Genomic DNA, 24,982 nt, shown 5'->3' with positions numbered 1-24,982 from the left:
CGCAATGGTTATTTATGCTTAGTCCAATTCCAGGGATGGAAAAAAACATAGGGATTAGCGCAATGGTTATTTATGCTGTAGTGCCCCATCGGAGAAAAAATTTATCGCGATCGCACCATAGTTATAATATTTTCATATGAGTAAGGTAGAGAGTTTTTCACCTTGGAGGTGCAAGCGCGGTAATGACTATTCGGCTACGGATAGCATCAATCTGAGAAAGGCTATATTTCTCGCTTTAATCCGAATTCTGTTAATTCCCGAGGGCGAGGAGTGGAAACCTGTCGTTCGCTACTGAAAAAGCAAGCGAGTCACTCGCATCCCGTAGATAATTTTACCGCTGGTTGAGACTCGCGATAATAAGGATTAGATGAGTTGGAAAGCGTTTTAGCCAATAACAGATAAAAAAGAGACGCGCGAGCGTCTCTTTTTTAACTTCAGAGGTTACGAAAACTTGCTTTGGTTTCTCGTTCTTCGCCTTGACTTGGAAAGGTTTTTGTGGAGCTACCGATTCCTGGGTTTTCCCATAGCTCTAATGAGTAACAGCTTAATCTAACGCCTTTTCGGTTTCGCGCTTTGTTTTATCCACTAGCTTTTCGGTATTTTCTTTCACTCTTTCCGCACCGGCTTTGGCATTTTCGCCCATTTTTTCCGCAGCACGCTGGGCCTCATCGCCAATTTTTACGGCATTTTTCGGCGCATCTTCTACCACCCGCTTGCCGGCTTCAGCGGGATTTCCGGTGCGGTTGGTCAGGTTTCGCTCGGCGCTTTTCACCAAGTTTTTCGCTTTGGCTTCAGCAGGTGTGGGATTTTGTCGCGGATCTGTATCGCTAAATTGGTTCATCCCTCCTTCTACTTTAGAAGTAACGGCCTGTTCTGACACTTCTTCGCGCACTTCATCTGCAGTTTTCGCAAGCACGGAAGGGCCGCTCTGGCAAGCCGTTCCGATGAACATCAGCACCCCTGCCATACATACGGTGACAATTTGGCGCAGGCGAATATTTTTCAGCCAAGTTATGACTGTTTTCATAAAAAAAACTCCATTCAATTACAGCAGATTAACAGTGCTTTTCCCTGTTTTTTAAGTAGAGAAAAGCGCAACGGATTGTCCGCAGATTCTCTCTCAAGAATCGCGAGACTGAAACGTTTTTTTTCACTGCTGTTCAGTTTAGGGGGTGGGAATGCACTTCTGCCTCTATCGGAAGTATCATATTTATTGCTCAACTGACGTAAGCGAAACCCTGACCTTTGATGGGGAAACGGCTCAACGCTGCAAAAGTAGCCACAGGAACAGTGAAGAGTCGTGGGGGGTTTTCGCGGCTGAGTTTGACATCTGGGGTTTGTATGTTATAATGAAATATTATCTATTTTGTAGAAAGTAGTAGGGTGGGCAACGAGTTGCCCACCCTATCGGTGAGGTGAGGGTGTAAGTCTTTCACCTCCGAGGGAAGGTTCCCAGCATGAGCTGGGAACGAGGGGGTGGGAGGGGACTAGGCAATAATGCCGGTGGAGTCGGCGGTGCGGGTGAGGATAGTTTCCACTTCAGGGGGAGTCAAGTTGGGATTGGCTTGGAGCATGAGAGCGGCGACACCGGAGACATAGGGAGCTGCCATCGAGGTGCCGCTAGAGGAGGAATAGGTATTGTTCGGGGTACTCGAAGGGATTTGCACGCCGGGAGCGACGATAAAATCGTAAGTGCCGAGGGCGTTACTGGCGGGGTTGGAGAAAGAAGCGACGCGCCGATCGCGGTCGATCGCGCCGACAGCGATCGCCAAATCTTCCGTAGCGCGAATTGCCGGATCTGCCGGCACCACTGCGCCGGTATCTCCTTCATTGCCCGAAGCGATCGCCACCACCACGCCGCGATCGCGAGCAAAGCGCAGGGCGGCGGCGATTTCTTCCGTGGGCGGTTCGTCGGGAAAATTCCCCAAGCTCAAATTAATCACCTGCGCCCCATTTTCCACCGCATAACGAATCCCCTGGGCCACACTAGTATCGAACTCGCTGAAGGTTTGCCGATTGTTCAAGACGCGCACCGGCATAATCGTGGCATTGTAAGCCACCCCGGCGATTTCAAACTGCTGGCCCAAACCATTGTTCGCGTCTACGCCGGTGCGAGAGGCGGCAATAATGCCGGCCACATGGGTACCATGCTCCTCTTGGGTTCCTTGGTTGGAGGGGTCTGGATCGCCATCGGCAAAATCGTATCCGCCCCGGTCATCAACATATCCATTGCCATCATTATCGATGCCGTCGTTGGGGATTTCATCCTCATTCACCCACAATTTCCCTTGGAACTCGTGGTGTTGCAAGTCGATGCCGGTATCGAGGACTGCCACCACCACGCCGGATCCGGTATAGCCGCGATTCCAGACTTCCGGGGCTTTTACCAGATCGACGCCATAGTTATTCACCACCGGATTGGCAACATCGGCGAAGGGGATGGATTCGCCCAATGCTTGTGCTACGGCGGCGGAAGCATCCACCATCCCAAATCCGAAGCGACTGTCAAAATTGGGCAGTGAGGTAATTGAGGTGGGGGAATTGGGGGCGATCGGCGTGGCGGAGAGAGTCAGGGTATAGGAGGTATCTCCTTCGTACTGTTCCACCGCCACATAATAATCGGTGTTGGGAGTTAAGGTACTGATACGGATCGTCTCGGCACTTGGTCCGGGTTCCACGGAGGATCCGACGATTTCGCTGTGGTGCAAGATCTGCCCGTCGTTGTTGAGGTCTTGCACCAGAAACACATCCGCATCGGCGCTTAAACCGGACAAGTCAATTTCCAGGCGACTGGGAGTGTTTACCTGAAAGCGGTACAGATCCAGACTGTCAGCGTTGCCCACAAAGTCGCTGAAACTGCGCGTGTCTTGCAAAACACCGATATCGAGCGCCTGCAGTAAGCTATTTCCTGCTGCATCGGGAACGGGGGTGGAGAGTTCCGTGGCGGATAAACTTAAATTATAGCCTGTTTCTCCTCGGTATTGTTCCACCACCACGAAATAATTCCCCGGATTTAAGGTTCTCTCTAAAGACTCGGGACTGGTGCCGGAATTTTCCGAAATGTTGACCAGTTCGCCGAAATCGATTTGATGGTTGCCGTTATAATCTTTAAAAATTCCCACATCGGCATCGGCGCTCAAATTGTTGAGGGCGAGATTAAAATTGCTCGGGGTGCTGATGTGAAACGAGTAGATATCCCGAGAATTGGCAGGGCCGATAAAGCCGGTGAAATTGAGGGAGCCAATCCGAGACAAATCGGGATTGTCATTGGGGGCGATCGCGGCAAATTCTTCCCGGTGGGCGGCGCGTCCTTCGGTTTTTCCCAGCTCTAAGTAATGCTCGATCGCGCTCAATTCGCCCCGTCTCACTGCTGCGGCCACATCCGGGTTATGTTCTAAATAAAATTCCGTGTCGAAATTCGGGCCGGGGTCGCGTCCTTCGTACTGACCTACTGCCACAAAATGGTCGATGCCGGTGAGTTCATCTCGTTCTACGGCGGCGGCTACATCTGGATTTTCGGCCAGATAAACATCGCTGTCAAATTCGGCAAAGGGGTCGCGCTCTTCCCATTTCCCCTGGGTGGCAAAATGGGCGATCGCGGTGGTTTCTCCCTGGATAACGGCGGCTTCTACGTCGGGATGCACCTCTAAATAATAGTCCGTATCGAAAAAACCACTGGGGTCTGTGCCAAGGTATTGACCCACCTGGAGAAAGTGGTCTAACCCATTGCTGAAACTCCCCGCATTCACTGCACCCAATACATCGGGGTTCTGTTGCAGGTAATAGCTTTCGTCAAACAAACTGCTGATGTCTAACATGATGCCAACTCTTAGTAATAGTGCCCTACCCTTTGTGGTTTTTTTGGGTCAAAACATATCGGCGAAATGAAATTTTGCAAAATTGACGCGCCGAATCGATTGCCGTTTTTCCGCGATTTAGTTGCACTTTCCCCCCATACCTTCCTTGTTTTTTTATTCCCTGGCTTTTTTGTTTGGCTTATTATAATCCCAATTTGAAACCTCAGCCAGGAAAATTGAATTGAACCGCACCCCAGGAAAAATCCGCTAGTCCGAGGGACTTTCGGCTTGGGAAAACGCCGCCTTGCTCTTGTATTGTCAGAGTTCCCCAACATATTAGTCGATGCAACAGTAAATTTTAAGATCGTTAAATTTACGGAAGTGGTTTTGGGTCAGCGGCGCAGGGTTTCTGTAAAAACCGATCCCCGAGGGGGGAGTGGGGGTATTCGGTGATTCAGGGGTGCCATGTGGAGGCTCCTGACATCGCCTCATCGGGAGGCGATCGCGATTTTGGCGAGAGCATCGGTACCGTAGGGATGAGAAAAATCCCCCCCAAGTTACTAAATCGCGTCTATTTGGAGGCAAAATGGGTATTGTCCGGTAGTCATTGAATATTGTGTTTACGTTCTAGACCACATTGCGCGCCGTGACTTGCACTTCTGGGAAAGGGGATGCCTCTGCGAGTAAGGGTGAAGGTTGGTTTTTCAGATACCGATCGAAGAAGGAACGCAGATACTCATTGATAATATTCACGGAGCGATCGCCCTCAATCGGACCGATATCCGTTAATCCGATATCGAACACCCCGGGCAAACCGAGTTTTTCGGGAGAATAAAGTGCCGTCAGGGGAAACAACACGGAGCGATCGCTAAAATCGCTGTGACTTGTTCCTTGGATGGACAGATTAACTGCCGGACCAAAAAGCAACTCAAACTGAGCGGGACGAAATAGACTATCCGCCCCGCCGAGGAACCGTCCGAGAAAGCTATCTTTAAACGTCCTTTCTGCATTTATTTGCATAAACGGAGCGGCGATCGCCTCGACCAAATCCGGCGAAATCAGCAACCCATCCATACTCGCCCCCGCCTGCAAGCGCGGTTCTTGCTGCAGTGTCGCCGTGGTGGTAATCCCGCCAAAGGAATGACCGAACATTCCGGCGCGACTCAAATCCAACTTGTCGGTCAGCACGCCAGTGGGATCGGCGGCATTCAACTCCGCGAGGCGATCGAGAACGAAGCTCACATCTTGGGTGGTTTCCTCCACGGTTTGCAGCAGCGCCCCTTCCAACTCTGTGGGATTTGTGGGCAGAAAATCCCGAGCAAACTGAGTAATTTCCCCATCGGGGAACACGCTTGCTCCCGCCACATAGGTATGGTCGATCGCCGCCACAATATACCCGTGACTGGCGAGATTTTGCAAAAAACTGGTATAAAATTCTGGCAATGCCCCCAACCCATGCGAAAATAGCACCACCGGATAGTTCGGTTGCGCGTCCGATACCGTTAACGGGACGGTGTTGGTATTGGTATTAATCAAATCGTAGAAATTCGGGGGCAAATTCTGTTGCGGTGCGATCGCTCCTTCCAGCAGGGGGTTTAAATAAGGATCCGGGGGAGCGAGGGTCGGTGCTGTGGGTACAGAGGTCTCCATTCCCGGATACCACACATCCACGCTCAACTCTCGCACGTCATCCGGATCCGCCGTAAAAATTTCCGGACGGGAGGTATCGGTGAAAAAATATGTGGTCATATCCACCGGAAACGGGCCGGTGGGGACTGGCAGATCGAAGGAGTCCAGGCTATCGCGTCCCTCATTGCGACCGAAGCGCAGAAAATGCTCTACCCCACTGTCCAACAAGCCGGCATCCACCGCCTGAGCCACATCGTCATAGATGTTGCGATAGAATGTAGGATTGAATACCTCGCTGGCGCTGCGTCCTTCCCGCGCCCCAAATATGATAAAATGTTCGATGCCAGTGAGTTCATCTCGACCCACCGCCGCCGCAATATCGGGATTTCGTTCCAGATAAAAATTCTGCCGATAAACCGGACTGGGACTGCGCCCTTCTGCGGCTCCAAATTCAATGAAGTGAGCAAATAACCCAGTGATTTCATCCCGCTCTACCGCCGCTTCCACATCGGGATTTTTGATGCGATACCAGTTTGGATTGAAAAACGGGGTGGGCGATCGCCCTTCAAATTGTCCGAACCGAACAAAGTGGTCGAATACCGTAAATTCCGGGGAAATCTCATCGGCGAGATCGGGATTTTCTGCCAAATAATAGTTAGAATCGAAAAAGGCACTCGGGTCGCGCCCTTCTGCGGCTCCCAAGGCCAGGAAGTGGTTCAATCCACTGGCCACAATCCCATTGGCAACCGCTGCGGCCACATCGGGATTTTTGAGTAAATAATACCCTTCATCAAATAAGTCGTTAGGGGTCAGCATGGCTCTGATTGACTCGCGAATGGGTGATAAGTGTTGACCAATTATAGCGGTTCTTTTCCAGATGAGCGATGGACTTGGTTTTTGAATTGGGGAAAAACGCGGCAATCACAGATTCGGGCTAGGAAAGAAGGAAAGAGGGAGTCGGAGGCAGAGCCTCCCACTGGGCGTTCCCAGGCAGAGCCAGGGAACGAGATATAAGTGAGATTATAATTGCGAGGCTTGTTCGTCGAGGCGAACCGTGGAACCCGACTCATCGGTGCGGTACACAAACACTTGCCCGCTGCTTTGCACCGTCACCTGCCAACCGGGAACCAACGCTTGAGTACAAAGTTCCCCGGGGGCGGCCAAACCGAGACAGCCATTCGGCCAAGTTTCCCGCTGCACCGAGACGATCGCCGCGTCCGAGGGAGAGACGCCAAACGCTTGCGAAATCGCCTGGGTCACGGCATTTTCCACTGGGTCTGGCAGATTGGGGGCACCCCCTTGTGCCGGATCCACGAGAAACTGCATGCGAATCGAGGGATTGCGGGTGGCGATCGCCTGGGGATTGGCCTCCAATTCTGCCTCGGTATAAGGTTCCACCCCCCAAGTAGTCACCAATAACCGTTGCGTCTGCGGGTCGATTTCAAACTCAGTCCATCCATAATTATGGCCGGCAAAATACGACCCCTGCAGCAACTGCGCGTCAATTTCCGACCCTTCTAACCCCACCGGGTCATATCCCAACGGCACGATCCGATTGTCAATCACCTGTCGCGCAAATGCATTCTTTTCCGCCACATCCGTCATCGCCCGATAGCGCTCTTTTTCCGATTCGGGCAGCAATTCATCCGGCGTAAAGGTCACGGTGGCGGTGCCAAAGGGTGCGGCAAACGGGCCAGATCCGATATCCAACTGAATTGCCACCGGACCGACCATCACATCAAACGCACCGGTGGGGATTTGCGGTTGTCCCACCCCTTCTTGATAGGTAACGTTGTTTACCACATTCCCGTGAAAATCCCCCGTCACAAACACCACATTATCGATATCGTTTTGCTCGATAAAGCGCAACAACTCCGTGCGTTCCGCTGCAAATCCTTCCCAGCGTTCTCCCGCCACCGGGATGCCGAAGTGCTGCATTGGCACGGTAGACATGATAAACTTCCAGGTGACGCCGCTATTTTCCGCCGCCAGCAAGTCATCTTTCAACTGCTGCAATTGTGCCGCACCGAGCATGGTGCGATCGGGTGCAAAGGCATCTTGCAAATACTGGTTGACTTCAGCTTCGCTCGCGGTTTCCGAAATCGACTCTAAGGGAGCATCGCGGAAAGACCGCACGTCCAAAATAAAGGTCGCCGCTTCGTTCCCGTGGAGGTTATACCGATACAATGCCTGCTCTCCCGCCGTGCGCGCATCCCCGGTTTCCCCATAAACCCGTTCCTGAAGCGGTTTGTAATCCAAAAACCCGCGCAACCCGGCATCAAAGGCGGCGGTATCGTTGGTAAACGCGCCTGCAGTGCCGAAAATGTCGTTTTTCTGTGGCGACTCGCCCGGGGCCGCCCCGCCGGCAAAGTTATTGGTAATCTCGTGGTCGTCCCAGGTGGCGTAGGTGGCGGTATCGGCCCGCAACTGCGCCCACCGATTAAACCCGAACCGCTGGGAATAGATTTCGTTATGCTTAGTGCGAAACTCTTCTAAAGTAGCCGCCTGTCGCACGCCGGGTAAATCCGAGGATTGGCTGTCCGCTTCTAGGGTATCGCCCATGAGCACGAAAAAGTCTAAATTCCGCTGCGCTACGTTGGAAATGGAGGGATAGGGGGACAGTTCCCCTTGCCAGTCGCCACTGACGCCGAAGCGCAAACGGGCCGAGGTGCCGGGTGGGGTGGAGGTGCGGAATTTGCCCTGGGCCACGGTGCCGCTGGCATCGGTGGCGCGATAGTAATATTGGGTTTGCGGGGTTAACGAGTCGATCGCCACCTGCAGGGGTACCGTCGGATCTGTGGCGATCGCGGTTTGTTGCCCCACAATCGTGCTGAAATTCGCATCAGTAGCATATTCAAACACCACCGGACCGGCTTGCGTGCTGCGCGTCCACAACATCGCCGAGTTTGGCGTCACATCGCCGGCAGCCACCCCATTGGGCAAGCTAGACCCATTCGGTTCGATAAATGGGGTAAACTCCCGCCCTTCTGCCGCCCCAAATTTCACATAGTGCTGAATGCCGCTAATTTCATCCCGCTCCACTGCTGCCGCTACGTCCGGATTTTGCGCTAAATAATAGGCTTCGTTATACAAGTCTGTCGGGTTGCGTCCTTCGGTTTCGCCAAACAAGGCGAAATGCTGAATACCCGTGATTTCGCCTTCCCTAGCCGCAGCCGCTACATCGGCGTTGGTGCCGAGATAGTAAGTGTTGTCGAAAAAGAAACTGGGGTTGCGTCCTTCCCGTTGGCCGAAGATGATATAATGTCCGAATGCCGTGCCGTTGCCCTCTGCCACTGTAGCAGCTACATCGGGATTTAAAGTGAGATAATAGTCCGGGTCGAAGAGGGCGGTGGGTTGCCGTTGCTCAAATTGGCCGAACTGAGTAAAATGCTCGAATGCCCGGGTTAACGTGCCGGCGGCTAAGGCACTGGCTACGTCGGGATTTTGTGCCAAATAAAAGGTTTCGTCGAAAAACTCGATCGCGCTCAACATGGTTGTGATAAATAATGAATGCTTTCCCTAGATTTGCCAAGGGCTAATTATATCATTGGCGCGTTTCAATGTTACGGCGTTTGCAGGGATTCTCGAGTGGTTTTTCCCACCCTAGGGCAATTTCTCCGGGGGTCTGCTCGATCGCTTTCGGGCTGGCAATCCCGGGCGATCGCCTATTTCGCGGCGGAGAAATTGTCAATTAAAATTTACAAAATTTAACTTAAAATCCGGTTAGGCGCAGGGTTTGTGGCGGCACGAGCCACTCTATACTCTTTCGTTTACAGTGTTAAACAAAGCCGCAGGGAGAATATCACCGATCCTGCCTGTTGCTCTTCTGTAACCTTAACGCAAGATGAAACCCATTTTATCCCGCCTGAAGCCTTATCTGCGCTGGTTTATCCTCGGCGCAACCCTGTTTTTTTTAGCGCAAACCCTGAAAGATAATGCCGCAGCGGTGGCCAATATTGAGATTACCCAGTCGAGTTGGATAGCCTTAGCGATCGCCTTGGGCATCACCATGCTTGCCCATCTGTGGTCCGGGTGGGTGTGGCTGTGGATCCTGGCTGAATTCAACCAACCGGTACCCTTGGGGTGGGGACTGCAAGTCTATTTAACCACCAATATTGCCAAGTATTTACCCGGCAACGTCTGGCATTTTTACGGACGCATCACGGCAGTGGCGGGTCGCGGTGTTTCTCTGCCTGTCGCTACACTAAGCGTCTTGCTCGAACCCTTGCTCATGGCAGCTTCGGCGTTTATTATTGCCTTACTCGGCAGTGGCAATCTGTTGCAAAATGCCCCCACCGGTGGGAGTGCCGGTACCGCCACGGCAATTTTCCAATTCCTGGGGTTAGGGGCGGTCCTCATCGGCATCCATCCGAAAATTTTAAACCCGATCGTTCAATTTCTCGGTCAGAAAAAACTAAAAAAAAGCCAGAAAGCGCCGGGATCCGACGCGCCAGCGGAAACCCCCAACCCGGAATCGACCCCCCCTGCGGCGCAACTGGCGCGCTATCCGGCGTTACCCTTTTTGGGAGAATTCGGCTTTTTGCTATTTCGCGGGGTGGGGTTTATGTTTGCGGTACAGGCGATGACGCCGGTACAGGTGACGCAGTTGCCGATGTTGTTGGGGGCGTTTAGTTTTGCCTGGTTGCTGGGATTGGTGGTGCCCGGTGCTCCTGGGGGAATTGGGGTATTTGAGGCAACGGCGATCGCCCTGCTGAAAGGCAATTTCTCCGCCGCCGTAATTTTAGGGGCGGTGGCGTTTTACCGTCTGATTAGCGTTTTGGCGGAAGCATCGGCGGCGGCGATCGCCTGGCTATGTGGCAAACTCAACCCCCCCACGGGATAACTACCCCCTTCCCTCGCCCCCGGGCGGCAGATCGGCATAGAATAGAAAAAAGGGATAAATTTCGCCTTTGATATCATGTCCGCCGGAATCGATGCCCAAAAATTAGCCTGCGTCGCGATTTCCATCGCCCGCTTTCACGAACCATCGCCCGGACATGATATGAGCAGTTAACCGCAACCACAGGAGGGAGCGATCGTGGCAGAATATCGCCAAGTTGAATATCGCATCGGCAAAGATGGGAAAGTAATCGAAACCGTGCTTAATGCCACGGGTGACAGTTGTATTGAAACTACGGCGGCGATGGAGGAGGCGATCGGGGAGGTAGAATCGCGAGAATTGCTGCCGGAATATTATCAGGAGTCAGAAAATATGGTCACGGAAACCACAGAGTGGGTCACAGAAGGGTAAATAGGGGTGTGGGATGATAGAGGATCCGAATCTGATTTTTTTCGGTTACGTGTTGTGGTTGGGCAGTTTGCTGCTGATTTTGGGCGCAGTGGGGTCTGAGGCGCTGAAGGGCAAGTCGATGCCGCACGATCGCTGGTTGCGCGATCGGATGATGCAGCTTGACATTCCCTCCTGGAAGGCACTGGCGGAAAAATCCGGCTTAAATCCCCTGCGCTTGCGTCAAATCCGCCGGGGGTCCCTGGCACAGGTGAAACTCTCGGAACTCGCCCAACTGGCGCGCGCCCTGGAGTGGACCGTGGCACAACTGGAGCAGAAATTGGGCATTTTGTCAACCTCGGTGGCGGTTTCTCCCACCCCGGAGGAAGGCGTTGCGGAACAATTGCGCCAACAATGTTTGCGACTGCGATCGCAATTGGAGGAGCAAAAGGCTGAGGTGGCGCGGGATGTTCGGGATGCAACCTTCGAGCAATTGCAAAGTTTGCTCGCCAATTATCCCACCGTGCGGCAATTGGTGGAGGCGAAGCCGGATTTACCGGCGAAAAATCTCACCGGGCTATTTGCCCCTTTGGATAATTTGCTCGAAAGTTGGGGGTGCGATCGCATTGGTGCGGTATGGGAAGCGGTGGAGTACGATCCGCAACTGCATCAAGCCGATGCGGAGGAAATTCAACCGGGCGATCGCGCCTACGTGCGGTTTGTGGGCTATCGCATCGGCGATCGCATTCTCTGCCCCGCTAAAGTGAGCCGCACTTTGCCCGCGAATGTCACCAGCGAGAGTTGAACGTGCGAGGGCAGGGGAACGGGAAACGCCCATCTACCATCCACCATCCACCATCCAGCAGATTTTCTATGACTACTCTTGCGATCGACTTCGGCACGAGCAATACCGTCGTCAGTATCCTCAACCCAGACCGCAATACCCCAGAAACCCTCCGATTTAGGGAAATTTCGCGCATCTTTAAAATGAAGAAACGCAACGGGGAAAGCCGAGAAATCCCCGTCATCCCTTCTCAAGTGTTTGTGAAACCGGGCAATCACCTTATTGTCGGACAGCAAGTGATATCCACGCGCTTGGGACTCGCTCAACCCGATCGCCTCTTTCAAGGCTTTAAGCGGGATTTAGCGGCAGACTTTCAACCGCCGCCCCGAGTGCTGGATGGATACAGCTACTCGGCCCCCACTATTTCGCAACAGTTTATCGGCGAAATTTGGCAGCGACTCGCCCGCGCTCACGTGCAACCCTCCCGGGTGGTGTTTGCAGTGCCGGTGGGCGCATTCGAGCGCTATCTCGACTGGTTTCGCGAGATGGGAGATAAACTCGGTGTGCCTGAAATCAATATCGTGGATGAGTCTACCGCCGCTGCTTTGGGCTATGCGGTGAACCAACCCGGAACGGTGGTGCTGGTGGTGGATTTTGGCGGCGGAACCCTGGATTTGAGCCTGGTTCGCACTGCTCTGGGGAGTGGGGAAAACAAGGTGTTGCAGGCGGAGGTACTGGCAAAGTCGGATGCTTATGTGGGGGGTATCGATATCGATATCTGGATTGTGGAAGAGTATTTGCAGCAGATTGGATTGTCGAAAGCGCAAGTGGGTTCGGTGGGATGGCAAAATTTGTTAGAAATTGCCGAACGATTGAAGATGAAATTGTCTCGCCAGCAGGAGGCGAAAGAAAGTTGGTTTGATGATGAGAATTTTATGTCTCACGAAGTGGTGTTGAGTCGGGAAGGGTTGGAGGAGATTTTGGAAAAGCGACTGTTGTTAGAACAGTTGCGCCAAGCGTTGGATGAGGTGGTGGCGATCGCCCTGGGAAAGGGCATCTCGAAATCGGATATCGAGCAAGTGTTGCTGGTGGGCGGAAGTTGTTTGATTCCGGCGGTGCAGAGTTTAATTCTGTCTTATTTTGGCCGATCGCGAGTGAAAATGGATAAGCCGTTCGAAGCGGTGGCACATGGCGCGCTGGCATTGCGCGATTATGTTAAGGTAGAGGATTATCTGCACCACAGTTATGCGATTCGTCTCTGGGATCCCGCACAAGCGCGGCATTTTTATTATCCTTTGTTTGAAAAGGGAATTAAATATCCTACGGCGCGGGCGGAACCCCTGATTTTAAAAGTGGCGATCGAGGGTCAGCGGGAAATTCGCCTGGATATCGGCGAAGTGGGGGAAATTTCTCAGGCAGAAGTGATGTATGATGAGTATGGTCGGATGACCAGTACCCAGGTGCAAACTCAAGAACAGTTTCGCGCTTTAAATCGCGATCGCTCCTCGGTGTGCGTGGCGCGCTTGAACCCTCCGGGACAATTGGGGGTCGATCGGATCGCGGTGCAGTTTGAAGTTAACGCACAGCGGGTATTGTTGGCCACCGTGCGCGATGTACTCACCGGGGAAACCTTGGTAGACGCCGGCGCGATCGCCAAGTTACAATAAGCTGAGCTTAAACTAACCCAATGGCAGCGATCGCTACACCCATTTCCCCACCACCACCCGCTTCGGTCCTGTCTTCTAAGCTTTCTTCTGACTCGATGCTAAATCCTTCCGTACCGGATCGGGCAATCAAGGTATGATAGGCATAGCGTTGGGTGAGTTGATTCACCCACTCTTGCGAATATTTGCCGCGATCGTAATTGGAAATTATCGCCGTAAATTGCCCATCCACCTGACGCTTAAATCCGATATCGTTACTCGCAGAACCGATATATTTTCGGCGCACAATCACTTCGGCGGTTTCCGGGCGCAGGTTTCCCTCAAACCCGTAAAGCCCTTGCGGCGTATCGTGGACTTCTACTGTGCTAAATCCCACATCCGCTAATGCTTTTCGCAACGACTCTACATCGCGAATCTGGGTTTTGATGCTCTTAAAATGTGACATCGCTTTACCCCTGTTGGCTATACCTTATTTTAATTGAGGATAGCATTTTTTTCCGGGATTGTTCTGCGGCAAAAGCTGGATGATGCCCCGAATCATAAGGTGTCTGCTCAAAATAGCCCGCTTGGTGCGGGCGAAGGTTTGATTTGAGTCTTACCCTTCAGGGTGCGGGGCTTTTTTTCTACATCCAACGCCCCACCACAACCCGCATCGTGCCATCTTCTAAGGTTTCTTCTGTTTCTACACTAAACCCTTGTTCTTGCACCGATGTCATTAAGGTTTTGTAGGCATATTTTTGCCCGATCGCATTCACCAATTCCTCGGCATTAATCCGCGCCCCCCACAAATCCGCTACCAGTTCGTAACGGTTTGCTTGGCGACGAAATCCGATATCGTAGCCATTGGGTTGTTTGATGACATAATCGGCTTTTGTGGTTTTCCCGCCATAGCCGCGCACTTTGCGATCGCGCTCTACGCAATAGCCTAATTCCTGCAAGCATTCTTGCAGAATTTCCCCTTGTTTGATTTGGACTTTTATCGTAGTAAAATGAGACATGGTAGTTTAATCCTTCTGAGTGAACCTGTTAACTGAATTCCCCATATCCTGGGATAAACGAGTAAAACAATGAATGACAAACGCCCCCGTTTATTGTCGATTTAACCACTGTTTTTTCAGTTCTTCGAGTAACTGAGTATCGTTGGAGGCGGTGCGGGCACCGGCTTGGGCGGCCCATTGTTTTAACTCTTCGATTTGAGAGCGGGCGATCGCGGCTAAGGGCACGGTTTCTTCCATCTCCCGCAAGATATCTTCCGTAGTAAAATCCCGGCGTTGTCCATTCACAACCGAGCTAAATGCCCGGTGCATGGCATCCACGATCGCCTGTTCGATTTCCGCCCCGCTAAATTCCCGGGAATGTTGCCCGAGCAAAGCGAAATCAAAATCGCGCAGGCGACTGGGGCGCAGGCGCTGCAGGTGGACTTTAAAAATCTCTTCGCGCTCCCTTTCTGTAGGCAAATTCAGAAAAAACGTCTCGTCAAATCGCCCTTTTCGCAACAATTCCGCTGGCAGAATTTTCACGTTATTAGCAGTAGCAACAATAAACACGGGAGCGGTTTTTTCCTGCATCCAAGTAATCAAACTGCCAAACACGCGGCGAGAGGTACCAGAATCCCCATCGGAACCGCCACTAATATTCCCGAAAGCTTTATCGATTTCGTCAATCCACAACACGCAAGGAGCCAAAGCTTGCGCCAGTTGAATCATCTGACGTACTCGACTTTCGCTTTCGCCGACGATGCCGCCAAATAAGCGCCCGGTATCTAAGCGCAATAAAGGCAAGCGCCATTCGTGGGCAATGGTTTTGGCGCATAGGGATTTTCCGGTGCCTTGAATGCCGACGAGCAAGATACCTTTCGGGTTGGGAATGCCGTAGCGTCGCGCTTCTTCGGTAAAGGCATCTTTTCGCATCTGCACCCACTGTTTGAGATTGTCCAAACCGCCGACATTTTTCAGGGATTCTCGGGTGGGCAAAAAGTCTAAAATCCCGGTTTGACGAATGGCTTGTTTTTTCTCTTCGAGTACGCTATCGATATCGGTTTCGTTGACTTGTTGTTTGGCGGCGAGGGCTTTGGCTAAGACGCGCTGAATTCGGGTGCGGCTCAATCCCTGACAAGCTTTGACTAATTGTTCTCGGGCTAATCCATTGATGTTGAGTTTTTCGGGTTTGACGAATTGAGAAATTAAGTAGTTGATTTCGTTAATGTCGGGTAAGGGAAAGTCGATGATGGTGATTTCTTCGCGCAATTCTGGGGGAATTTCGAGGGTATGAGCGGTGAGGATTAAGGTTTTGCGAGAGCGTTTTAATTCCCGGGTGAGATTCCGCAATTCTCGGATGATGGGCATGTTTTTTTCCGAGGCGGAATGTTTGAGGATGGGGTGCAAGTCGCGCAGTACGAAAATGGCATATTCTTGGGGGGGTGCTTTGGCGATCCGATCGAGGGCTGCCATGACGGATCCTTTGGCGGCGTTGTTGTCTTGCCATCCGCGCACGATATCCCAGAAAAATACTTTTCGTTGGGGGGTTGACAAATGAGCGACATTGTGCAGTACGACTTCCACCGGTTCTTCTTCCACGGCGACGAGGTAAAGCAGGGGGTAGCGGGCGCGAATCATCAAGTCTAGTTGGGCGATCGCGGCGGCGTGGGGTTGATGGGGGTGGGAGGGGGCGGGGCGATTGGGTTTGGCAGGGTGAGGGTGATTGAGCATTGCAAATCAAGGGCAGTTTTCCGGTGCGATCGAGGGGGCGCGAGTCCCACAATCTAGCATAGCAAGGGGGCGGTACCCGCGATCGCGATTATTCTGGGTTGAAGAGGGGGGAATTGGCGGTATCGGTGGCGGACCTCCAGGGCAATTCGACGATAAAGGAGGTTTTGCTGTCGCCGCTAGTGGCTTGGATGGTGCCGCCGAGGTGTTCGGTGAGTTTGCGAACGAGAGCCAATCCCAATCCGGTTCCGCCATGTTTCCAGGGGTCGGTGCTGGGGACGCGATAGAATTTATCGAAAATATGGGGGAGTTCTTCTGGGGGAATTTCCACGCCGGTGTTGCTGACTTGAAAGCGCAAGTGCTGCCGATCGCGCTGTACGGCGATCGCAATTTCTTCTCCGGGGGGCGTATATTTACAGGCATTCTCGATGGATTCTGACAGGATGCGCCCTAACATGCCGCTATCGCACAGCACTGGGGGTAGGGTGGATGGGATATCCAGGCGCAAGCGTTGTTGCTGTTTTTGTACCAAAGGTTCAAAAGGGGCAATTAAGGAGGGAATCCACTGTTGTAAGTTAATGGCGCTCAGTTCGATGGATTCTACGCCGGCATCGAGTCGCTGTAGGTTTAAGATGGTTTCGATTAATTTCATTTCCCGATCGCACTCGGTTTGTAAAATTTTGATGTAGCGATCGCCCCGTTGGAGCAGGGAGGCTGGGGCCTTTGCGGTTTCTGAGGCGGATTTATGCTGGGTATGAATAATTTCTAACATTTGCGCCGCCATTTTAATATTCGCCACTGGGGTTCGCAGTTCGTGGCTGACGGTACTGAGGAAATCATCTTTCAGACGGTTGAGCCGTTCGAGTTCCCTCACTTGCGCTTGGGCGGCTTGATAGAGGCGCGCCTGACGCACGGCGATCGCGCATTGATTCGCCACTTGCTGCACCAGTCGGCTTTCTGGTTCGCTGAAGGTGTCCCCGGCGGGTTTAAACAAGCACAAATCCCCGATCGCCCCGGATTCGTCAAAAATCGGCGTGGCTAAAATTGCGGCGCGATCGGGTGCACTACCAATTACCAGGGGACAAAACTGTACCGTCTGTGCCCTGAGCAATTGGGAATAAATCTCTGGCGTGTCGGCAATCTGCACCACGCGCCCCAAAAATGAGGGATAATTTTTACTATACTCGTAACATACCCGGGCGAGGCGCAAAGCACTGTCATAGAGTGCTGCATCGCAATAGTCCACATTTAGCCCGATCGCCAATTCTTCCACCGCTGTTTGTAAAATCTGGCTTTCGTCGAGGCTGTCGCGGACTTTTTCCATAATCCGTTTCAGGGTGGCTTCAAACTCTAGGGCTTGTTGCAATTGCCGGGTGCGCTCTTGCACTTGGGCGTCGCGATCGGCGGCGAGGGCTTGAAACCGTTCTTCGCTTTGTCGCAGTTGTTCTAAGGTTTGCTTGCGCTCGATCGCGTAGTAAATCGCCCGGGAGATGCCCGCACCATCTAACTGACCTTTGACCAGATAATCTTGCGCGCCGTTGCGAACTGCGGCGATCGCCAGTTGTTGGTCATTCGAACCCGTTAGCACCACGATCGGTACGGTGGGGGCGGCGGCTTGCACCCGCATCAGGGTCTCTAACCCTTGGGAGTCGGGTAGGGATAAATCTAACAATACCACATCAAATCCCACCTCACCCAAGCATTCTAAGGCTTGGCTGACTCGTTGCACCCAATCGATGTGAAAGCGATCGGCACTGACGAGGGATAAAATTTCTTGCAGCAATTCAGCATCCCCGAGATGGTCTTCCACCAGTAAAATGTGAGTCAATATCTCCCCCATGCCTCGTTCTAAAGAATCTGCGCGGTTTCTAGTTCTTTGACTTGATATCATACATTTTTTGATGCTGAGTTGCCATTTCGTGGGGTTGACAGCCCGGAAACCGGGCGATCGTCGGATCGAACTGGACAACCCACCTATTGCGATTTTAAAACAAGTTTTCCCGAGGGGCGATCGCCCGCTCACGATTTTTCCTCCACGGTGCGCGAGGCGTTCCCGAGGAAGGTGGGAGATAAGGGAAGGGTGACGGTAAAGGTGGAACCCACGCCGATTTCGCTGCTCACGGCGATCGCACCCCCATGCAATTCTACCGCTTTTTTCACAATCGCTAATCCCAATCCGGTGCCGTAGATCCCCCCGGCATTACTGGCGCGATAGAAGGTGGAAAATAACTTGTCTAGATCCGACTCGGGAATGCCGATGCCTTCGTCTTTTATCCGGAAAATGGCATTGCTCCCATCACAGTTTAGCTCGAGGCGCACCGTTCCGCCTTGGGGGGAATATTTGATGGCATTGGAGAGCAAGTTACTCAATATTTGTCGCAATAAATTGCGATCGACGCAGGCGGGACAACTGGAACAATCGCTGACAAATACAATGGTGCGATCGCTTTCCCCCCTGTGCGACGATTGCAAATCTTCCAGTTGAATGTGACATTCCTCGACTAAATCCCGGCAAAATTGCTTTAAATCCATCAAAACCGGAATCAATGGCTGTTCGGCAGATTCGGCTTTCCATATGGTTAACACATCATCGAGTAGCTGATTCATCCGCTGCGCCGCTGCTTTGATTTGCTGGTGCATTTCCCCTTTTTTGCACTCGTTCAGTCGCGAGCTAAATTTGTGTAGCAAGTCCGCTGAGGCGAAAATCGTGGTCAGGGGCGATCGCAATTCGTGGGAAATGGTGGAGACAAACCGCGATTTTAATTCCCGCATTTCTCGTTCTTGGTCTAATGCATAACGCATGGCCATTTCGACTCGTTTGCGCTCGATGGCATAGCGAATCGCTCGCCCGAGCAATACGCCATTGAGTTGTCCCTTGATTAAATAATCCTGCGCCCCCTGTCGCACCGTCCGCACGGCTATTTCTTCGTCATTGAGTCCGGTTAATACAATAATCGGCTGGCGATCGGCAACTTCTTGTACCCGCACCAGGGTATCGAGTCCTTGACTATCGGGAAGGGATAAATCTAACAAAATCGCTTCATAGTTATTTTCGCTCAAGTGAGTCAAGGCATCTGACAAGCGGATCGCGGCTTTCACCTCAAATTCACTGCCGGTTGCTTCTTCTAATAGCTCTTGCAGCAGTTCGGCGTCACCCAGGTTATCTTCTACTAACAGAACTTGAAGCACTTCAGGTTTCATAAAACACCTCTAATAAATTTGGTCGCCTTTCAGCCTCTTTTTTTCTCTGGCAAGTTGCCAGCTCTAAATTGCGGTATTCAATCCAAATCTGCCCTAGGCAATCAGTGGTGCATTCGGGAGGCCATACGGTGGAACGCCGATGGCAACCTCTCGGATACAGAATTGCCCATCCGTTTCATATCGTACTCTAAATTATCCCTTTTTCAACTGCTCCTTAAAATATTCTGACATCCCTGGGCGATCGCCCGCCGTTGCAGGTTTTTTTTAGAACTTTTCTTTTTCCTTGGTTCCCCAGAACTCCCCAAGCTTATCCAGCGGGATGTTCCAGGGTTTCTCTCATCCGGATATCCATCGTCGGCATCCTTAAAAACTGGGCGGAAGTTTACGGAAAAATTCAACTCCTAGCTCACCGAATAGCCTGTATCCCGAGATCCAGCAAAATGGTTGTAAATTCGGCGCTAACGGAAGGGTCGGCACCCAGGCAAGGAGAGTAAACATTTGGGAATTAATTCTGGTAATTTGTCAAGCCATTTTGCCAGTTTTAATGGAAGCATGGAAATTATAAAAGTTGGGTTTATCCGGACTTGATATAGCATCAGTTACTCGATGACAGAACATACCAGGATTTGGCGCTGGGAACCCGGTTAAAATCGCGTTAAAGAAGCAATAATTGTCGGTTCAAGCGCCGGAATTGCCGGTGAGAGAATCGGGCAGGGTAAAATAAAAGGTAGAACCAATTTCGGGTTGGGATTCTACCCAAATGCGACCGCCGTGGCGTTCCACAATTCGCTTGCAAATCGCCAATCCGATGCCGGTGCCGGAATATTCTTCCCGGGTATGGAGGCGCTGGAAAATCAAAAAAATGCGATCGGAAAATTTGGGGTCGAGACCAATGCCATTATCCCGCACGGAAAAGAGCCATTCGTTGTCGCCATAGGTGACATCCAGATGAACCCGAGGCGATCGCGCTTCACAGTATTTGATCCCATTCCCAATTAAATTTTGCAACAACTGTAGCAATTGAGTGTTGTCTCCATTCACCACCGGCAGATCGGCGCAAGTCACCACCGCCGCGCGCTCCTCAATCGCCATTTGCAAATTCCGGGTCACTGTGGTAAAAATCTCTTGCATATCTACTGGTACAAAAGGCTTGCCTCGAGTGCCCACCCGGGAATACTGCAACAGGTCATCGATAAGCTGCTGCATTCGGTTTGCCCCATCGATGGCATAGGCAATAAATTTGTCAGCTTTTTCATCCAGTTGACCGCGATAGCGTCGGGACAAAAGCTCGGTGTAACTGGCAACCATCCGCAAGGGTTCTTGCAAGTCGTGAGAGGCGATATAGGCAAATTGTTCTAGTTCGCGATTGGATCGCGCCAACTCCGCTGCATGGTGGGCGAGTTCTTGTTCCATGCGCTTGCGATCGCTGATATCGGTATGAATCCCCACTAATCCAATGCACTCTCCGCGATCGTTGCTAATTGCATAAGCGCGCAGTAAAATATCCAGGGTTTCTCCCTCACGAGTGAGCATCTGCACTTCCCCGGTCCAGGCGTCTCCCCGGGAAATGGCCTCGAAAACTTCCGTCCCTAGGGTCGGATCGGCATAGAGGGCACAAGGGCCGCCCAGGGCGATGCAGTCGGCGACGGTATAGCCAAACAGCTTGACAAATGCCGGATTGTGATATAATGGGGTTTGGTGCGGGTCGGCAATTGCGATCGCGTCCCGGGCGGCTTCCACGGTTTGGCTGAGGCGCAGCAGTTGTTCCTCGGCGGCTTTGCGATCGCTGATATCGATCCAAGAGCCGACCAATTCCAAAGGATCTCCCGCCTCATCGCACACCAGTTGCACTGCATCGTAAATCCAGCGATAGTCACCATTTCCAGTGCGGAAGCGGTATTCGCACACCAGAGACTTGGCGTGGGATAGCTGCGCCCCGCGCGCCAACACCTGGGGCAGGTCTTCCGGATGAACGCGATCGCTCCAAAAGTGAGGAGCATCGAGAAACTCCTGCGGGTCGTAGCCCACCATTGCGCTCACATTATGGCTGATAAAGGTAATGGCGCGGTAAGCGAAGCTCTGGCGAAGGAAATCGCCATAGGGCTTGCAACTGTAAATCGCCGCCGGACTGACCGCAATCAAATGTTGCAGCCGTGCCCGCGCCATTTTCAAGGAGTCTTCCATCTGCTTGCGAACCGTAATGTCCCGGCTGATACAAAGAATCGACTCCACCGATAGGCGGCGCGAGTGTGCCTCACTATTGTCGCCAAATTCCGGAACCAGGTAAACGTGATAGTACCGGATGCCCTTGGCGGTGGGAAATGCCAAGTCCATCGCCGCGTCGCGACCGGTTTCAAATACGGTTTGCATCATGGTATTCCACGCCGATGCCACTTCTGCCGAGATTCCTAACTCTTGATGGGTTTTGCCGATACAATCGGCGATGCTCGAGTTCGTTACGGTTGCGATCGCCGGATTGACGTAAAGATAGCGCAGGTTTCGGTCAAAGCGAGCCACAATATCGGGAATATTTTCCGCCAGGGTTCTAAATTTGCGTTCGCTGCGGCGCAGTTCTTCCATCGTCTGAGTGAGTTCGGTGATATCCATATAGGCGATCGCCACCCCATAGCCGTCCAGGGGAATGGGCGCTGCAGTGACGCGAATCCAGGTGATGTCCCCATTGGGTTTCACCACCCCGGCTTCTTGATTTTCCACCAGTCGTCCTTCCCTGAGCGCTCTGACCCCGGCAAATTCAGCCGTCGGCATCGGCGACCCATCCCGACGCAAAATTTGCCAGTCTCGGCTATCCTGTTGTCGCCCATTATGCTGGCGTTTGGAAATCCCGAGAATCCGCTCGGAAGCCTTATTAACTTCAATTAAATTGCCCCGGTTATCGCTGACGGAAATGCCCACGGGCAACACTTGAAATAATACCCGATATTTTTCCCGACTTTCGCGAATTGCGGCTTCGGCTAAGACGCGATCGGTAATATCGATCGCCGCCCCGAGAATTTGTTGCGGTTGTCCTTGTGCGGTGCGGGCGAAGACGGTTTCCTGACATTGCAAATAGCGCCATTCTCCCCTGGCATCTCTGATGCGGATCTCGCACTGAAACATTTCGCCGTTGCTGGCGCGCTCGAATTGTTCCAAGTGCTGCGATCGCCTCTCTAAATCCTCCGGATGCAGCAGCATAGGCATCGCGTCACCTCCCATTGCCTGGATTTGCTCCGGGGTGTACCCGAGAACCTCGGCAATCTCGCGGTTGGCATACAGGTTGCGCTGTTGGAGAATATCGTACAAATAAATAATCACCGGGGCGGTGTCGGCAACTTTTTGAATAAAGTGCTGACTGTCTTGCAAAGAGGCGATCAGTTGGATTTTTTCCGCTTGTGCTTGTTTCAGTTCCGTGATATCCTGGGAAATGCCGGCAATCCGATAAATGACCCCGGAAGCATCGCGCACCGGAAATGCCCGGGAGCGAATCCAGCGGATTTCACCGTCCGGTCGTTGGATGCGATATTCTTCATCGTAGTTTCCCCCGGGCAAATCGGCGAAGCTGACAATCGCTCGGTGGCGATCGGGGGGATAAATCCACTGGAGAAAGGATTCTGGGCGTTCGTACAAACTGGCACAAGCACGACCGCAGATCCTCTCTAGGGCGGGACTGACGTACAGGAGTTCGCGGCGATCGGCACTTATCATCCAAAACACATCGGTGAGATTTTCGGCAAGCTGGCGAAACCGTTCTTCGCTGTCTTGCAATGCCTGTTGCGATCGCACGCGATCGCCAATTTCGCGCGAAGCACATTGAATCTCGATAAATTCTCCGGTCTGGCTATCCCACACGCCGCGCATCGTGCTTTCCAACCACGCATAATGCCCGTCCCGGTGCCGGAATCGGTAGATCGCGGAGTCGGTCACCGCCCGTTCTAAAATCCGGGCGTGGCATTGTTGGATGGTGTCGATATCCTCTGGATGGAGAAACTCGTAAGTGTTATGACCCAGTAATTCCTCGGCATCGTACCCCAGCAGGGTGGTACAGGCAGGGGAAACGTAGCGATAAATTCCCTCCCGATTGTGGGTGGAAATCAGATCGGTGGAATTTTCCGCCAGCAGGCGATAGCGTTTTTCGCTCTCGCGCAGTTGTTCTTCGGTCCTGATGCGTTCCGCGATTTCTGCCTGTAACTTTTGATTGGTTTCGATCAGTTTGCTGGTCCGGATGCGAACTAAGTGCTGCAAGTGCAGCCGATATCGTTCTAATTCCGCCTCGACTTCTTTGCGATCGCTAATATCCGTTGCAGTGCCGAGAATTTGTTGCGGCACCCCTTCGGCGGTGCGGGTAAACACAATATCTCGACCCACAAACCAGCGCCATCGATCGCTCGCATCGCGCAGTCGGTATTCGGTTTCTACGATGTCTCCCTCCGGTGCGGCAATTAATCGCTCGATATTATGCCTCAAGCTGTCGCGATCGTGGGGATGAATCAACCCGAAGGGAAACATCGACTCAATTTGTTGCACCGCTTTAGGCGAGTATCCTAACAGCTCGCTCACTTGTTGGTTGCAGTAAATCGTTTGTTTGGCTCTACAATCATAAAGATACAAAATCGTCGGCGTGGCATCGGCAATTTTTTGGATGGAACGCTGGTTTTCCCACAGGGCATTTTCTACCAATCGTTGCTCGGTGATATCCTGGGCCACCACCACCGCCCCGACGATTTCCGAGGCGCGATCGCGCAGGGGGACGGCGGTGGTTAAAATGGTTTTGCGCTTGCCATCAAAGCTTTGGATATTCATAATATCGTTGCGGCAAGTTTTTCCGGTGGTTAATACGCGCTTTACCGGCCATTCGTCCGGTTCGATTCGCTTGCCACTGTCGGGCCACCAGGCGCAATATTGGTCATAGCGATCGCTGGTGACATATTTCACGCCCCCCCAAATTTTTTCTCCCGCCAAATTTCCGCGCAAGATGCGAGCGCTTTTGTCCAGAATCCACACCCCCACCGGCAGGGTTTGCAACACATTTTGCAGCAGTTGTTCGCTGTCTTGCAAGGCGGATTGGCTGGCGATGCGATCGCTGATATCCTGAATCGTTCCCAACCGATAAATCGGTTTGCCCTCGGCGTCTCCCATCACCGTAGCGTTCAGATTGGCCCAGATTATCTCGCCATTTTTTTTAATATACCGTTTGTCCAGTCCCTTCCTGGCATTTTCGCCCCTGATGACTTGTTTTACCCAGCGCATATTTTCCTCGATATCTTCTTCCGGGGTAATGTCCATCCAAGTGCGTTGGGTTAATTCCCTCTGGGAATATCCCAGCATGTTGCACAAGGTAGGGTTGACTTCGATGAATTGATGGGTTTCTAAATGGATCAGCGCCATGCCCATCGGTGCGGTTTCAAAAATGCGGCAGTATCTCGGGTCGCGATCCCAGGGTGGGGCGGTTGCCACGGGGCGATCGCCATTTTCTCGGGCGATCAATATCACCCTTCGCCCCGCCGACTCCGTGGGCGGCGGCGTCTGCGCCACAGAAATCGCCGTGGCGCAGACGCGCACCTCGGCCCGACCGGGAAATTCTAACCGACCTTCCCAAGTCATCATTGTGGCTCCTTCCTGGGTCGCGCCCTGCAAGGTTTCCTGCAAAGAAGGGCGATCGTCCGGCCACACCCACTGCAACATAGAGCTGCCCGTCAACCCTGGCGGGGGGTCTCCCAGACGCTGTGCCTCCCAGCGATCGACCTGCAACACCACCCCGTCACTATCCAGGATTACGTAAAAACACGGGTTTCCGTCGTATAAAGTGCGGTATCGGTTTAATTCGCTTTCTTTTTGCCGTAATGTAGCCTCAAGAGCGCGACATCGTTCCTCTAATAATGCAAGGCGCTGCTGTGATGGAAATGTATCTGCAATCTCCCCACAATTGGCACCCCTTGATTCGGAATTCGGATTTATCATCAGATTTTCTCGTCCTTGGG

14 protein-coding genes are annotated in these 24,982 nt (G+C 52.5%); 4 read left to right on the top strand and 10 right to left on the bottom strand.

Annotation, left to right across the window (positions count from 1 at the left end; translation table 11 throughout):
- Nucleotides 1-544: 544 nt before the first annotated feature.
- The 4 genes from LKK83_RS09530 to LKK83_RS09515 form a co-directional block, all read right to left on the bottom strand.
- Nucleotides 545-1,027, bottom strand: coding sequence for a DUF6658 family protein (locus LKK83_RS09530; protein ID WP_324630848.1), 483 nt, complete (start codon nucleotides 1,025-1,027; stop codon nucleotides 545-547).
- Nucleotides 1,028-1,487: 460 nt separating this feature from the next.
- On the bottom strand, nucleotides 1,488-3,818 hold the full coding sequence (locus tag LKK83_RS09525; protein ID WP_324630847.1) for a S8 family serine peptidase: 2,331 nt from the start codon (nucleotides 3,816-3,818) through the stop codon (nucleotides 1,488-1,490).
- 606 nt (nucleotides 3,819-4,424) lie between these two features.
- Nucleotides 4,425-6,242 carry an alpha/beta hydrolase family protein gene (locus LKK83_RS09520; RefSeq protein WP_324630846.1) on the bottom strand — a complete coding sequence of 606 codons (1,818 nt, stop codon included), beginning with the start codon at nucleotides 6,240-6,242 and terminating at the stop codon, nucleotides 4,425-4,427.
- A 204-nt stretch (nucleotides 6,243-6,446) separates the two neighbouring features.
- Nucleotides 6,447-8,918, bottom strand: coding sequence for an alkaline phosphatase D family protein (locus LKK83_RS09515; RefSeq protein ID WP_324630845.1), 2,472 nt, complete (start codon nucleotides 8,916-8,918; stop codon nucleotides 6,447-6,449).
- Nucleotides 8,919-9,270: 352 nt separating this feature from the next.
- On the opposite strand from LKK83_RS09515, the gene LKK83_RS09510 reads away from it, so the two are divergent.
- The 4 genes from LKK83_RS09510 to LKK83_RS09495 all read left to right on the top strand — a co-directional run bounded on the left by LKK83_RS09510 (nucleotide 9,271) and on the right by LKK83_RS09495 (nucleotide 13,104).
- Nucleotides 9,271-10,269 carry a lysylphosphatidylglycerol synthase transmembrane domain-containing protein gene (locus tag LKK83_RS09510; RefSeq protein ID WP_324630844.1) on the top strand — a complete coding sequence of 333 codons (999 nt, stop codon included), beginning with the start codon at nucleotides 9,271-9,273 and terminating at the stop codon, nucleotides 10,267-10,269.
- Nucleotides 10,270-10,464: 195 nt separating this feature from the next.
- Nucleotides 10,465-10,677 carry a DUF2997 domain-containing protein gene (locus LKK83_RS09505; RefSeq protein ID WP_324630843.1) on the top strand — a complete coding sequence of 71 codons (213 nt, stop codon included), beginning with the start codon at nucleotides 10,465-10,467 and terminating at the stop codon, nucleotides 10,675-10,677.
- 13 nt (nucleotides 10,678-10,690) lie between these two features.
- Nucleotides 10,691-11,458: an XRE family transcriptional regulator gene (locus tag LKK83_RS09500; protein WP_324630842.1), complete on the top strand. Its 768-nt coding sequence runs from the start codon at nucleotides 10,691-10,693 to the stop codon at nucleotides 11,456-11,458.
- 68 nt (nucleotides 11,459-11,526) lie between these two features.
- On the top strand, nucleotides 11,527-13,104 hold the full coding sequence (locus LKK83_RS09495; RefSeq protein WP_324630841.1) for an Hsp70 family protein: 1,578 nt from the start codon (nucleotides 11,527-11,529) through the stop codon (nucleotides 13,102-13,104).
- A gap of 7 nt (nucleotides 13,105-13,111) precedes the next feature.
- On the opposite strand, the gene LKK83_RS09490 is transcribed toward LKK83_RS09495, so the two are convergent.
- From LKK83_RS09490 to LKK83_RS09465, 6 genes are all read right to left on the bottom strand, one after another.
- Entirely contained in the window at nucleotides 13,112-13,546 is a 435-nt protein-coding gene (locus tag LKK83_RS09490; RefSeq protein WP_324630840.1) for a DUF1257 domain-containing protein, read from the bottom strand.
- A gap of 178 nt (nucleotides 13,547-13,724) precedes the next feature.
- Nucleotides 13,725-14,099, bottom strand: a complete 375-nt coding sequence (locus LKK83_RS09485; protein ID WP_324630839.1) for a DUF1257 domain-containing protein — start codon at nucleotides 14,097-14,099, stop codon at nucleotides 13,725-13,727.
- 90 nt (nucleotides 14,100-14,189) lie between these two features.
- Nucleotides 14,190-15,716 carry an AAA family ATPase gene (locus LKK83_RS09480; protein ID WP_324630849.1) on the bottom strand — a complete coding sequence of 509 codons (1,527 nt, stop codon included), beginning with the start codon at nucleotides 15,714-15,716 and terminating at the stop codon, nucleotides 14,190-14,192.
- A gap of 181 nt (nucleotides 15,717-15,897) precedes the next feature.
- Nucleotides 15,898-17,634 (bottom strand): hybrid sensor histidine kinase/response regulator, encoded by a 1,737-nt coding sequence (locus LKK83_RS09475; RefSeq protein WP_324630838.1) that lies wholly within the window; start codon nucleotides 17,632-17,634, stop codon nucleotides 15,898-15,900.
- 191 nt (nucleotides 17,635-17,825) lie between these two features.
- Nucleotides 17,826-19,007, bottom strand: coding sequence for a hybrid sensor histidine kinase/response regulator (locus tag LKK83_RS09470; protein ID WP_324630837.1), 1,182 nt, complete (start codon nucleotides 19,005-19,007; stop codon nucleotides 17,826-17,828).
- Nucleotides 19,008-19,685: 678 nt separating this feature from the next.
- Nucleotides 19,686-24,962 (bottom strand): PAS domain S-box protein, encoded by a 5,277-nt coding sequence (locus LKK83_RS09465; RefSeq protein ID WP_324630836.1) that lies wholly within the window; start codon nucleotides 24,960-24,962, stop codon nucleotides 19,686-19,688.
- Between the last annotated feature and the right edge of the window lie 20 nt (nucleotides 24,963-24,982).

Origin of the sequence: Phormidium sp. CCY1219, assembly GCF_035615515.1 — a bacterium.
In the GTDB taxonomy this organism is placed as follows: Bacteria; Cyanobacteriota; Cyanobacteriia; order Cyanobacteriales; family Laspinemataceae; genus CCY1219.
Note: the sequence above shows the minus strand (reverse complement) of the source record. Positions and strands in the feature narration are given on the sequence as shown.

Coding starts and splice junctions, on each gene's coding strand:
- LKK83_RS09530 (WP_324630848.1), bottom strand. CDS start 1,027: ATGAAAACAGTCATAACTTGGCTGAAAAATATTCGCCTGCGCCAAATT.
- LKK83_RS09525 (WP_324630847.1), bottom strand. CDS start 3,818: ATGTTAGACATCAGCAGTTTGTTTGACGAAAGCTATTACCTGCAACAG.
- LKK83_RS09520 (WP_324630846.1), bottom strand. CDS start 6,242: ATGCTGACCCCTAACGACTTATTTGATGAAGGGTATTATTTACTCAAA.
- LKK83_RS09515 (WP_324630845.1), bottom strand. CDS start 8,918: ATGTTGAGCGCGATCGAGTTTTTCGACGAAACCTTTTATTTGGCACAA.
- LKK83_RS09510 (WP_324630844.1), top strand. CDS start 9,271: ATGAAACCCATTTTATCCCGCCTGAAGCCTTATCTGCGCTGGTTTATC.
- LKK83_RS09500 (WP_324630842.1), top strand. CDS start 10,691: ATGATAGAGGATCCGAATCTGATTTTTTTCGGTTACGTGTTGTGGTTG.
- LKK83_RS09495 (WP_324630841.1), top strand. CDS start 11,527: ATGACTACTCTTGCGATCGACTTCGGCACGAGCAATACCGTCGTCAGT.
- LKK83_RS09490 (WP_324630840.1), bottom strand. CDS start 13,546: ATGTCACATTTTAAGAGCATCAAAACCCAGATTCGCGATGTAGAGTCG.
- LKK83_RS09485 (WP_324630839.1), bottom strand. CDS start 14,099: ATGTCTCATTTTACTACGATAAAAGTCCAAATCAAACAAGGGGAAATT.
- LKK83_RS09480 (WP_324630849.1), bottom strand. CDS start 15,716: ATGATTCGCGCCCGCTACCCCCTGCTTTACCTCGTCGCCGTGGAAGAA.
- LKK83_RS09470 (WP_324630837.1), bottom strand. CDS start 19,007: ATGAAACCTGAAGTGCTTCAAGTTCTGTTAGTAGAAGATAACCTGGGT.
- LKK83_RS09465 (WP_324630836.1), bottom strand. CDS start 24,962: ATGATAAATCCGAATTCCGAATCAAGGGGTGCCAATTGTGGGGAGATT.